Source organism: Brevibacterium mcbrellneri ATCC 49030 (assembly GCF_000178455.1).
In the GTDB taxonomy this organism is placed as follows: Bacteria; Actinomycetota; Actinomycetes; order Actinomycetales; family Brevibacteriaceae; genus Brevibacterium; species Brevibacterium mcbrellneri.
The window spans coordinates 60,566-73,572 of sequence record NZ_ADNU01000022.1; the positions used below are offsets into that span (position 1 = coordinate 60,566).

The following is a 13,007-nucleotide window of genomic DNA, read 5'->3' on the forward strand; positions in this document are numbered from 1 at the left end:
TGTTGTAAAGTTCGATGAACGGCTACAAGAAAGACTCGTAGACCTAGCTCTGTGGCATTAGACCTGTCCAACTTTAATGGGCTAGTTCAAAGCCTTCAAACCCCCGCCAATGAGTTGCGTGACGTTGGCTGCTGCACGGGTACACATCGTTGCTGCCTCACTGACCCGGTTCTGTGAATAGTCACTGTCCGGCAGCGTCAACCCCACGGCAGCCACGGCCCGTCCCGCCGCGTCATAAACAGGTGCCGCTACCGTCCACACGCCCGGCGTTACTTCACCAGTTTCAATCGCGTACCCCTGCGTACGTACCCGCGTCAGCTCGCCCATCAGATCATGAACCGACCTAGGCCCCTTACCCGTCCGGTTCACAAAAGCCACCTCACGCGACAGCGCTGCTAACACGTCCCGTTTTTCCATCGTCGCCATGATGGCCCGGCCCGTTGCAGTCAAGTACGCCGGCATATGCACGCCAGCCGCTGTGATCACCGCCATCGAATGCACCGACTGTTCTTTGAGCACATACACGGTCTCCCACCCGCGGATCACCGCCAGTTGCGCCACCCCGCGCGCACGCTCAGCCAGCGCCCGCACGTCTTTTTGCGCCACTCGCTGTAACGGGTTGATCCGCAAATACGCGCTCCCCAACTCCGCCACCCCTGGTCCAAGCAAGTAGCCCGCATCGACCTTGGTGACCAAGCCCAGCTCTTCCAACACATTCAAAATCTCATATGCCGAAGACCTGGGCACATTCCCAGACCGCGCAATCGCGCCCGCACTAATAGGGCGGTTCGACGCCGCCAAATGACGCAAAATCGCCACGGCACGTCTGAGCGCAGGAACCTGAGACATCAGTCCAGCTCAAACTCACGCAACGCGGCACCATACAACTGCGCAACATCACCCAGTTGCGCGTGCTCACCATGAGCGGCCACCTCACGCCCACCCACAATCACGTGAGTCGCGTCCGTAGCAGTCGCAGCCAACACCACCTGTTCGCCAACCGAACCTGCCGTGCGCACCGATTCCGTGTCCACCACAACGAAGTCCGCCACCTGAGCCTCACCAACACCTACCCCCGGGCGAATGTGCATCGAATACGCACCGCCAGAGGTCAAAGCCGCAATCAGTTCATCGGGGCTAAAGCGCCCACGTTCACCGCTGCCCAGCCGTTCACCAGCCTCCAGCGCCCTGAGCTCCAACAGCGGGTCAAGTACCACGTGCTGATCCGAACCCAGCGAAATCACCGCACCGGCCCCAGCCAAAGCAGAAGCCGGCCCAATACCATCCGCCAGATCCGCCTCGGTCGTAGGACACATGACCACAGCGGAACGCGCGTCACCCAACAATCTGATGTCCTCATCCGTCAAGTGGGTGGCGTGCACCGCTGACAGCCGGTCAGTCACAACACCGGCATCGGCCAACAAACGGGTCGGAGTCACACCGTAGTGCTCCAGGCACGCTTCGTTTTCTGCCGGCTGTTCAGACAAGTGAACGTGCAACGGCCCGTCCAAACCAGCAAACGCGGGCAGATCAGGTTTAGCCACACCACGCACGGAGTGAATCGCCGAACCCAGCGTCACCAATGGGTCCTCTGAACCTGAGTACCCAACCGTCGAATACCCACCAAAAGCGCCACCCAGGTCATCTGCCAACGCAGTCGCAAGCCCCGCGTGACGTTCCAGGTAACCGTCGATCGAACCGTCGCTAAACCGCGCCTGCTGCTCGTTGAGCTCCTGCCCAATGCCACCGGTAAGATAACACGTGTCCAGCAACACCAGGCGAATCCCCACGTCGCGGGCTGCACGCGCCAACGCCAGCTCCATGTCGTGGCTACCGTACGGCTTACCGCCCACCTGGTGGTGGACGTAGTGGAATTCCGCCACCGAGGTGTACCCCGCCGTGAGCATTTCCGCGTACACCGCGCGTGCCAGCAGGTAGTAGTTTTCAGGTGTGAGCTGTTCGGCTGCCCGGTACATGACTTTCCGCCACGTCCAGAACGTCCCACCGTCGGCGTGGGTACGCCCGCGCAACAGCCGGTGAAACGCGTGCGAGTGTGCGTTGTTCGCACCCGGCAGCGCCAAGCCGCTGTAGGTGACAGCCTCAGGTGGCGCGTTCACTCCAGCCCGCATTTCCTCAACAGACCCGTCATCAGCGACCAGCACGGCCACATTGTTGAGCACCTGGCCGCCTACATACAGGTTTTCAAACCACAGAGTTTTCACGCCTGCACTCCTGCTTCCATCGCCAGCGCATCAGCCAGTGCCTTCACACCAGCGCGCTGGTCGTCTTCTTCACACGCTTCTTCTGGCGCGTGCGAAACACCCGTAGGGTTACGCACAAACAGCATGGCAGACGGCACAAACCCTGCCAAGATCCCCGCGTCGTGCCCCGCACCCGAATCCAGAATGGGCGCCTCCGGCAGCACTCCCTGCAAACGCTGGTTGAACGCGCTGTTGAAGTGCGTTGTGGCCGAATACGACTCCTGACTCACCGTCACCTCGACACCCAAATCGTGCCCAACTTCCTGCGCCCGCTGCGTGATTGCGCGCAACACTGCGCCCACAACCCCGTCATCCGGGTGGCGAATGTCCAACCAGAAATCCATGCTCGACGCGATCACGTTGGTACCACCCGGGTGCAAAATAGTCCGGCCCACAGTCGCCACGGCTTTTCCGTCCACACCGGCAACCACAGCGGGAATCGCACCAATGACCTGCGAACCAGCAACAACCGGGTCAGCACGCTTCGTCATTGGCGTAGTACCCGCGTGGTTACCCTGACCCGCGAACGTGAACCGCCATCGGCCGTGTCCCACAATCGAGGACCCAATGGCCACCGGCTGTCCAATATCAATGAGCCCCACACCCTGCTCCACGTGAAGCTCAAGGAACGAACCAATCCGTGACAGACGCTCCTTGTCCTGCCCCATCAAGTCCGGGTTCAGACCCACCTCGGAAGCCACCTCGGCGAAGGTCCTCCCCTCAGCATCCTTGAGCCCCAACGCACGGTCCGGTTCGATCACGCCAGTGATCAACCGGGACCCCAGGCACGCGACCCCAAACCGGGACCCTTCTTCTTCCGGGAACACCGCCAACGCCAGTGGGCGGTTGAGCTGTTCCAGCCGGCCGTCCGCCTTCAGCTGGTCAACGGCTGCCAACGCCGAGGCGACCCCCAGCGGCCCGTCAAACTCACCTCCACCTGGAACGGAGTCCAGGTGCGAGCCGGTCACTACAGCGTTGTCGCCCGGGGCAGTTACCCACGCCCATGTGATTCCGTTGTGGTCGATTTCTATGTCCAAGCCACGCGCCTGCGCTTCGCCCACGAACCATTCGCGCAGGTTGAGTTCGGTGGAGCTGAATCCGGGTCGCATGTATCCGGGGCCACGCGGATCGCGCCCCACATCGCGAATGTCGTTGAGAAGAGAAACTACGTCTGACATGGATCCTCCGAATCATCAGCGCATCAAGCGGATGTATATGTGATTAAAAAGTGAGTGGTTATATGGTGGCTGGCTATATAGTGACGGCCCACCCCTGTGGGAGTGGGCCGCTTAAGTATTTACAGTGCGTAACCGTTAAGAACAGTTCCATCAGTATCGGTGAGCGTATGTACAAACTTGTGTACTCCGCTTGCGACCTCAAGGGCACGGCCCGAACGCACAAATTCATACGTTGCAGCCAGCTCTGGTGACATGAAGCGGTCGGTACCTGGGCCTGGAACGTCCTTGCGGAGTTCCGCGATCACGGCACCGGTCACGGCACCCGGTTCTGGTTCGCGCAGTTCAATGGCACGGGCTGCCGCGTAGAGTTCAACGGCGAGCACGCGGGTGAGGTTTTCAATTGCGGTGCGCAGTTTGCGGGCCGCTCCCCATCCCATGGACACGTGGTCTTCCTGCATGGCTGAAGAAGGGATCGAATCGACCGAGGCCGGTGCGGCCAAGCGCTTGGTTTCAGCCACCATGGCTGCCTGCGTGTAGTGGGCGATCATGAGCCCGGAGTCCACGCCCGGGTCATCGGCCAAGAACGAGTTGAGTCCCTGGTTACGGGCAGGGTCCATGAAACGGTCGGTGCGACGTTCGGCGATCGAGGCAACATCGGCCACCACAATGGACAAGAAGTCCAGCTGGTGCGCAATAGGTGCGCCGTGGAAGTTACCGTTGGACGAAACCTCACCGTTAGGCAACACCACCGGGTTGTCTACTGCTGCACGGATTTCGCGTGCAGCCACCTGAGCGGCAAACGTTGCCGCATCACGGGCCGCACCGGTCACCTGGGGTGAGCAACGCAGGGAGTACGCGTCCTGCACCAGGTGGGTGGAGTCGAAGTGGGACTTCACAATTGGTGAGGCGTGCAGAGCGTCCAGCATGTTGCGCGCACTGGCCGACTGACCTGGGTGCGGGCGCAGCGGGTGGTGCAGTTCGTCGCGGAACACCTGGTCAGTACCGTATTGGCCCTCAACACTCATCGCGGCTGTGAGGTCAGCGGTGGTGAGCAGCTTCTCCAAGTCGTACAGCGCCATGATGAGCATTCCCAGCATGCCGTCCGTACCGTTAATGAGCGCCAGACCTTCTTTTTCTTCCAGTTCAACCGGCGTGATGCCCGCTGCTTTGAGAACGGGGCCAGCTTCAACCGGTTCCGAACCGCCTTCGGGGTCGTGGACGTAGCCTTCGCCCATGACCACCAGCGCGCATGCGGACAGCGGTGCCAAGTCACCTGAACAACCCAGCGAACCGTGCTCGTACACCCACGGGGTGATACCCGCGTTGAGCAGGTTCACGTACGCTTCCAGCGTTTCGACCTTCACACCGGTACGCCCGGTAGCCAGCGTGCGGGCACGCAGAAGCATCAAGGCGCGAACCACCTCGGGCTCCACCGGCTCCCCCATACCCGCGGCGTGGGAACGGATCAGCGACTTCTGCAACTGCGAGCGCAGATCGTGCGGAATATGACGCTGCGCCAGGGCACCAAAGCCCGTTGACACACCGTAAACCGGCTTGGGGGCCTTGGCCAGGTCGTCCACGTGGGTACGCGTCTTTGCGACCTCTTCACGAACGTGCTCAGGCAACTCAACCGGCACGTTCTCACGCGCAACAGCGACCACCTGGGCAAAAGTCAGCTCATCAGGTTCAAGCGCAATTGGGTTCATCAAAACTCCTGAAAATTGAGGTGCACTACATTATGCAAACTTATGCAAAAACACTGTACGGTTGCGGGTTCGACGCGATCAATTCGCCTTCACAGAACACAGCACCGATCTGTTGCACGCCCGGGCGGTACACCAGGTACCGGTAGCTGGGAGCGTCCAGGATTGAGAAGTCGGCGCGTGCGCCGGGGCGCAAGTGACCCACGTCCTCACGTTCCAGAGCTTTTGCCCCGCCTTCAGTGGCCGCCCACAGCGCCTGATCGACCGTGAAGTGCATGTCGCGCACCGCGATTGCCAGGCAGAACGGGATGGAGCTTGAGAAACCGCTTCCCGGGTTGCAGTCCGAGGCGATCGCAACCGTCACGCCGGCCTCAAAGTATCGGCGGGCGTCAGGGTAGGGCTGACGGGTGGAGAACTCGATGCTGGGCAGCAGGGTCAGTACCGTGCCGGATTCGGCTGCCGCGGCTAGGTCTGCGTCGCTGGCAAATGTCGCGTGGTCAGCAGACGCGCACTTGAACTTAGCCGCCAACTGCAGGGCACCGCCGTCAGTGAGCTGGTTGGCGTGCAAACGCGGGCGCAAACCGTGCTCAATACCGGCCTGCAAAATGCGGGCGGTCTGTTCTTCTGTGAACGCGCCTTCTTCACAGAACACGTCGATCCACTTGGCGTGCGTGGTGGCCTTGGGGATCATTTCGTTGATGACCAGGTCCACGTAGGCGTCCGGGTCATCCTTGAACTCAGCAGGCACTACGTGAGCCGCCATGAGCGTCACTTCATCCGTGTGACGCGCAGCCAGCTCAAGTGCCTTGAGTTCCGACTCAACGTCCAGCCCATACCCCGACTTCACCTCGAACGTGGTGGTACCGGAGTGCTGGGCCTGACGCATGAGTCGCACCAAATTCGCTTCCAGCTCATCATCACTTGCAGCGCGCGTGGCCTTCACTGTGGTGGCGATACCACCGGCGGAGTACGACTCTCCTGCCATTCGTGCCGCGAACTCTTCGGAACGGTCACCAGCGAACACCGTGTGGTTGTGGGAGTCCACAAACCCTGGGATGACCGCCTGGCCAGCCGCGTCGATCACGCGGTGGCCCTCGCCGCCTTCCTGCCCTTTCGCCTGGAGAGCGGAAGGTGCCTGCCGTGCCTGGGTGGCAACGACCTCGGCGGCTTGCGGGTGACCCGCTTTCAGGCCCGAGGTGGGACCCGCCCACGCGACCTTACCGTCCTCAACGACCAGGGTGGCGTCAGTGATGACACCCAGGAAATCGCTGTGAGGGTCAGCAGGGGTTGCGCCGGGGGCCGGGTTGTTAGTGACCAGTTCCGAAATGTTCGTGACGATCAGCATGAATGCCTTAGTCTGCTCGCTTGTTCAACTTTTCAACTGCAGGGACGCGGATGCCACGTTCTTCAGCAACCTCAATAGCGCGGTCGTAACCAGCGTCCACGTGGCGAAGAACACCCATACCAGGGTCGTTGGTGAGCAGGCGCTGAAGCTTCTGTGCAGCCAAGTCAGTTCCGTCAGCAACCGACACCTGACCAGCGTGGATCGAACGACCCATACCCACACCACCACCGTGGTGCAGGGACACCCAGCTGGCACCGGACGAGGTGTTCACCAGAGCGTTGAGCAGTGGCCAGTCAGCCACGGCGTCGGTGCCGTCGAGCATGCCTTCGGTTTCACGGTACGGCGATGCAACCGAACCGGAGTCGAGGTGGTCACGACCAATGACGATAGGTGCCGAAACCTTGCCCTCAGCAACCAGCTTGTTGAAGAGCAGACCAGCCTTTTCGCGTTCGCGGTAGCCCAACCAGCAGATACGTGCAGGCAGACCTTCGAACTCCACGTACTCAGCAGCTGCGTCCAACCAGCGGTGCAGCGATTCGTTCTCAGGGAACAGTTCCTTCAGCGCCTTGTCGGTCACTTCGATGTCCTTAGGGTCACCAGACAGGGCTACCCAGCGGAATGGCCCAAGACCTTCACAGAACAGTGGGCGAATGTAGGCAGGAACGAAGCCTGGGAACTCAAACGCGCGGTCGTAGCCAGCCTTGCGGGCTTCGTCACGGATCGAGTTACCGTAGTCGAACACTTCAGCTCCACGGTCCTGGAACTCGACCATGGCGCGCACGTGCTTAGCCATCGACTCTTCCGCACGCAGAGTGAACTTCTCTGGGTCGTCATCTGCTTCGGTCTGCCAGTCGTCAACGGACACGCCAACAGGCAGGTAGGACAGTGGGTCGTGGGCCGAGGTCTGGTCAGTGACGATGTCAACTTCTGCCGCCTCGGGACGGTCCAGAAGGGTAGGCAGGATCTCAGCTGCGTTGCCAACCAGACCCACGGACAGTGGCTTGCGTTCCTTCTTCGCGTCAAGGACCAACTTGAGAGCTTCGTCAAGGTCGGTGACAACTTCGTCCAGGTAGCGCTTGCCCTTACGGCGTTCCAGGCGCTCCTTTTCAACGTCAATGATGAGGCAGGCACCACCGTTAAGGGTGACAGCCAGTGGCTGCGCACCACCCATACCACCACAACCAGCGGTCACGGTCAGGGTTCCAGCCAGGGTGCCGTCGAAACGCTTGCGAGCAATAGCGGCGAATGTTTCGTAGGTTCCCTGCAGGATTCCCTGAGTTGCAATGTAGATCCACGAACCAGCCGTCATCTGGCCGTACATCATGAGACCTTCAGCTTCGAGCTTGCGGAAGTGCTCCCAGTTAGCCCAGTCGCCCACCAGGTTCGAGTTAGCGATCAGCACGCGAGGCGCCCATTCGTGGGTCTTGAGAACACCAACAGGCTTACCCGACTGGATGAGCAGAGTTTCATCAGCTTCCAGGTCGTCCAGAGTGGCAACGATCTGGTCGTAGGCCTCCCAGCTGCGGGCAGCGCGGCCGGTTCCACCGTAAACCACCAGGTCTTCAGGGCGTTCTGCAACCTCTGGGTCCAGATTGTTCATGAGCATGCGCTTAGCGGCTTCGGTCTGCCAGTTCTTTGCAGTGATTTCAGAACCGCGAGGCGCGCGGATCACGCGCGTTGGGTCGTGACGTGTAAAGGACATGATGAACCTTTCTGCTGGTCTCTGGTTATGCTCACGTGGGCGAGCAAAACCGTAAGGAGTTTGTTCAATCGTCTCTGGTTTTCGCCGTGAATGCGATGGGCGCCACATTGTTACTGTCCGACATACTGGACACGCTAAAGGCGCAAGTGAGCGGTACGGCGCGTTATATTGCGCCATACCGCTCACTTTGCGACGTTTGGCCGTGCACTTACCGGCATACAGCCATGCGAACTGGCGAGTTATCGAAACTCAGCCACGCACTTATTCTTTACGACCGCGCTTCCGCAGGCGACGACCTCGGGCGCGTTCTTCAGTCTTTTCATGGAAAGCCTCACGCACAGCGTCCTCGCGAGCTTCCTTCCTGGCAATGCGCTTAGCCTCCGAGGAGACCTGTTCCTTGGTTGGCTCGTGGTCGCGCAGACCAACCTGCAGATCTTCAGGAATCTCCGGCAGGGTGCCGGTGTCAGCGCGAACCTTGTGGTGCAGAATCTCCTGACGCAGGATCTTTGCCAAGAAGTAGATACCCAGTAGGTTAGGCACACTCATCAGGAAGAACATCGCGTCAGAGAACATCACAACGCTCTCCAGGCCAATCGATGCACCAACAACGATCGCCAGAATCCACACAACCTGGAAGATGCGCTGAGCAACCGCGCTACCACCGGTCAAGAAGTCAACAGCCTTCTGACCGTAGTAGGAATAGGACAGAACAGTCGAGAACGCGAACAGAATCACACAGATGGTGAGCAAGACTGGGAACCAGTCAGCAACCGTGGCGAACGCGGTCGCGGTCAGCTCAACACCAGCAGCGTCCGAACCGTCGTTCTCCTGCTTGTACATTCCAGTCGTGATGATGGCCAGCGCGGTCATCGTACATACGATCACCGAGTCAACCAGAGGCTCCCACATAGCCGTGTAACCTTCAGTCGCTGGGCGTGAAGTCTTCACAGCCGAGTGAGCCATACCAGCGGAACCAACACCAGCAGCGTTCGAGAACAGCGCACGCTGGATACCAATAATGGCCACACCAACAAAACCACCAGCAACACCTTCACCGGTGAACGCACCAGTGAACATTTCGGCAAACGCCGTAGGAATGTTAGTGAAGTTCACCATGATTACGGCGATGGTTCCGATCATGTACAGAATCGCCATGAGCGGAGTAATAGCCGAGGTGTAGTCGGCAATCTTCTTAATTCCACCGATGATCACAAGACCAGCCAAAACAGCCATGATCACACCAATGAGCCACATCTTGTCAGCGAACCAGCTGGATTCACCACCAGTAGCGTTCACCAAAACCGCAGCACCCTGGTTGGCCTGGAACAGGTTACCCGCACCGAACACACCGATCAGAGCGGCAACTGCATAGAACACCGCAAGGAAGTTACCCAGCTTAGGGCGGCCAATTTCAGCAAGACCGGCCTTCAAGTAGTACATAGGACCACCGGCCGTGGTCCCGTCGTCACGAACCTCACGGTACTTCACACCCAGTGTGGCTTCGGCCATTTTCACACTCATGGCCAACAGGCCGAACAGAATGATCCATAGCGCTGCACCCGGGCCACCGACGGAAATAGCGACAGCCACACCAGCGATATTTCCGAGTCCCACGGTTCCAGACAGCTCAGTTGCCAAAGCCTGGAAAGATGAAACCTCACCCGGGTCAGTCTTACGCGTCAGCTTTCCGCGGATTACTTCAATTGAGTGCCCCAAACCAGTGATGGGCTGGAAGCGCAGGTACACGGTGAGGAAGATGGCAGCAGCCATCAGCCACACAACAATCACAGGGAGTTCAGCGCCGCCAGGGAGCGGAATCGCGAAGAACACAATGTCTGACAGGACTTGTGCAAATGGGGCAAATACCTTATCGAGGAACTGATCGATGCCAGCTTTTTCAGCTGCATCTGCCGACTCGGCAAGAACGTCAATCGAGGGTAAGTTTTCTAAACCAGATGGAGCCGCGTTTACCGCGGTTGCAAAAATATGATGATTCATAAATTCGGTGCAGGGGTAGCTTTACGGCCGAAGGGTCGCTCCGGCTTCGGGCACCGTTCCTAATCTTAACGATCGCTTAGAGTTTGGCACCGCGATTCCGTGTTAATGCCCTGATTTCACGCGGTTGCGGGTGGGATTTGGCCCAGCGCGACGGGGAACACGGCAGATTCACTGTTGTTACCCTTTCGTTACATACGAGGGTCGTGAAGCGGTGCTGAAACGGCGCAAAGCGAGCGAAACTGCGCGTTATATTGCGCCGTTACGCTCGCTTTGCGCCGTTTGGCCTTGGCTAGATAACCCGGAACGCTTTGCTTTGACCGCCCCTCCCGAGGTGGTTACGTTCCGGGGCCTCCCAAGGTGGGTCCTAGCTGGCCTCTGGATAAATGGTCTGGGCGGGTGCGACGTTGGTCTTCTTAGCCCACGGATAGTAGATCGCCGTGGTGACAATGATGCCAATGATCCAGGAGACATCGGCACCACCGAGCATCTCCACCAAGGGACCTGTGTAGATCGTCTGATCCATAAACGGAATCTGCACCGCAACACCCACTACATACGCAACCAAGGCGCCTACGTTCCAATCCCCGTAACGACCTCGGCGGTCATACAGCGCAGGAATATCAAAGCGGTCCTTGGACACAAAGTAGTAGTCCACCAGGTTCACCACACTCCACGGCGTGAACACCATGAGCAACGCCAGCACGAAGTTCTTGAAGTTGGCCAGGAAGTCAGCGGACGCGAGCAGGGCCACCACGATGGTCAGCGCAACGATCGAGACAACGAAAATCGCGCGGACGAGCTTGGTGACGCTCACCCTGTTGCGGAACGAGGTCGCAATCGTCAGCACACACATGAACGCGCCGTACGCGTTGAGGGTGTTGACCGTGAGCTTGCCCAACAGGATCACAATGAAGATAAGGAGCGCTAGAACGCCACCGCCAGCCAGGTCACCAATAAAGCCAACCTGGTTGTCCAGGAACGCATCGCCACCCTGTGACATCGCCGTTGCCGCAATGAGGACACCCAGGGTCATGGACCACTGCGAACCAATGACCGAGCCGCCAAAGGTGAACCAGAAGGTGGCTCGGCGGGGAGTGTTTTCTGGCAGGTAGCGCGAATAGTCGGCCACATACGGGCCGTAGGTCAGCTGCCAACCGGCCGACAGTGCCACGACGCTCAAGAACACTGGCGCGCTGAACTCGCTGTTTGCGAGGACGGCAGGAACGTCGACCGTGATCACCACGATTGCAGTGAGGTACAGGAAGCCAAGCAAACCGGTGACAGACGAAATACGCCCCAGCAGGTGAATGTACCTGTACCCCAGAAGGGCAATAATCGCCGTCAGAATACCGAAGATGACGATGCCCACCCACTTGAAGTCACTATCAGTGATCCCCAAAATTCCGTTAACGGCTTGGCCTGACAGCACCGCGCCCGTGGACGCGAAGCCGATGTACATGAGCACAACCAGCACCAGCGGGAAAATCGCGCCAATCACACCGAACTGTGCGCGCGAAGAAATCATCTGTGGCAGACCAAGCGTGGGCCCCTGCGCCGAGTGCAACGCCATGATGGTTCCACCCAAAATGTTACCGATAAGCAGAGCGATGATGGCCCATAGAGCGTCGGACTTGAACACGGCGATTGCGAGCGCGCCATCGACGATCGCGGTGATCTGCGTGTTCGAACCAAACCACAGCGTGAACTGTGAAAACGCGGTTCCGTGCCGCTCGTTTGGAGGGACCCAGTCAATGGTGCGGTTTTCGACGAGACCGCTCGAAGACTTTGTGTCAGCCATGAGCACTCCTCACTGTGTTGGGTTGGTATTTGGTTTGCAGTCCGAACTGTTGTTGAGACTGGATTTGGCCCTGTGTTGAGCTGTTACTAGACGCGCATTTACGCGGTAGGAACGGTCAATGCTAGCACGTGACGAGGCTCACAAACCGCGATTTTTGGGGGCTCCGGAGTGCAACTTTTGTCCAGCACAAGAAACTATCCACCTTGCCGGACAGAAGTTGTTGGGGTGGTTAGGAGTGGGCGGTTTTGCATGTTAGAGCGGGCTCCCGAGGTGGCAGAAAATCGCGGGAGGGCCGAAACCTTACTGCAGCGCTTCCGCACCGGCAGACTGGAAGCACTCCAAACACGCTCCACATCGCTCATGAAGCTAAAATGGCGACACACCCTACGGAAACATATCCTCTGGCGGCCCAGCCGTTAGGCACCGTAGCGTTAGGACATTACATGGGTCCCACGGTTTAAATCGTCGGACCCATTGTCATATCGCAAGGCCACCGCCACATGGGAGGGCCAACCCCAGGCGAAACGGCGCAAAGCGAGCGAAAACCAGTCGCGCTTTCACCCCGCAGACGCCACGCCGCCACACCCACAAACCGTTTACCCAACACAGCTCAATCCAATGTGTTGACTAAACGCCACTTTTGTTCGTTTTGTTCACGTTTTCGGGCCAAAGTCGGCCAGTTACCCAACACAGCAAACGAAAGATGGAGTGCTCACGCGTGATGGGTAACCCGCGGTAACCACATTAACACGCAGGGCATCCCCCACCTCGGCCTCCCTAGAACACTTTTGGCTACAGTCCAATTTGTGGACTGTAGCCAAATAACCCCAAAACACCCCTAAAACGTGATGCACGCCACAGTTTTAGACCCTTTTGGCTACACTCGAGCCCCAAAATCGAACTCGACTGTAGCCAAATGATGCGTCCCTGCGACTAACCCAAGGCGAAACGGCGTAACCGCATGTGAATACAAAAAACTCGGGGCCCCACCAACCGGCGAGACCCCGAAAAACGTGCGCGAG

Annotated in this window: 8 protein-coding genes; all 8 read right to left on the minus strand. The window is 58.9% G+C overall.

The genetic code is table 11. From position 1 onward, the window contains the following. Nucleotides 1-81 precede the first annotated feature (81 nt). The 8 genes from HMPREF0183_RS04020 to HMPREF0183_RS04055 all read right to left on the minus strand — a co-directional run bounded on the left by HMPREF0183_RS04020 (nt 82) and on the right by HMPREF0183_RS04055 (nt 11,985). Nucleotides 82-849, minus strand: coding sequence for an IclR family transcriptional regulator (locus HMPREF0183_RS04020; protein ID WP_005883049.1), 768 nt, complete (start codon nt 847-849; stop codon nt 82-84). Beyond that, complete coding sequence (locus tag HMPREF0183_RS04025) at nt 849-2,222, minus strand: formimidoylglutamate deiminase (protein WP_005883051.1); 1,374 nt, start codon at nt 2,220-2,222, stop codon at nt 849-851. The genes HMPREF0183_RS04020 and HMPREF0183_RS04025 overlap by 1 nt, the downstream gene beginning before the upstream one ends. After that, complete coding sequence (locus HMPREF0183_RS04030; RefSeq protein ID WP_005883053.1) at nt 2,219-3,439, minus strand: allantoate amidohydrolase; 1,221 nt, start codon at nt 3,437-3,439, stop codon at nt 2,219-2,221. Before HMPREF0183_RS04030 ends, HMPREF0183_RS04025 begins: the two co-directional genes overlap by 4 nt. Nucleotides 3,440-3,558: 119 nt before the next feature. Beyond that, a complete protein-coding gene (hutH, locus tag HMPREF0183_RS04035; RefSeq protein ID WP_005883055.1) occupies nt 3,559-5,145 on the minus strand; it encodes a histidine ammonia-lyase in 1,587 nt (528 codons plus the stop codon). 40 nt (nt 5,146-5,185) lie between these two features. Further along, nucleotides 5,186-6,487 carry an imidazolonepropionase gene (gene hutI, locus HMPREF0183_RS04040; protein ID WP_005883057.1) on the minus strand — a complete coding sequence of 434 codons (1,302 nt, stop codon included), beginning with the start codon at nt 6,485-6,487 and terminating at the stop codon, nt 5,186-5,188. Nucleotides 6,488-6,494: 7 nt separating this feature from the next. Continuing rightward, entirely contained in the window at nt 6,495-8,189 is a 1,695-nt protein-coding gene (hutU, locus tag HMPREF0183_RS04045) for a urocanate hydratase (RefSeq protein WP_005883059.1), read from the minus strand. A gap of 261 nt (nt 8,190-8,450) precedes the next feature. Then, entirely contained in the window at nt 8,451-10,187 is a 1,737-nt protein-coding gene (locus tag HMPREF0183_RS04050; protein ID WP_005883060.1) for an alanine/glycine:cation symporter family protein, read from the minus strand. A 364-nt stretch (nt 10,188-10,551) separates the two neighbouring features. Continuing rightward, nucleotides 10,552-11,985 (minus strand): purine-cytosine permease family protein, encoded by a 1,434-nt coding sequence (locus HMPREF0183_RS04055; RefSeq protein ID WP_005883062.1) that lies wholly within the window; start codon nt 11,983-11,985, stop codon nt 10,552-10,554. Between the last annotated feature and the right edge of the window lie 1,022 nt (nt 11,986-13,007).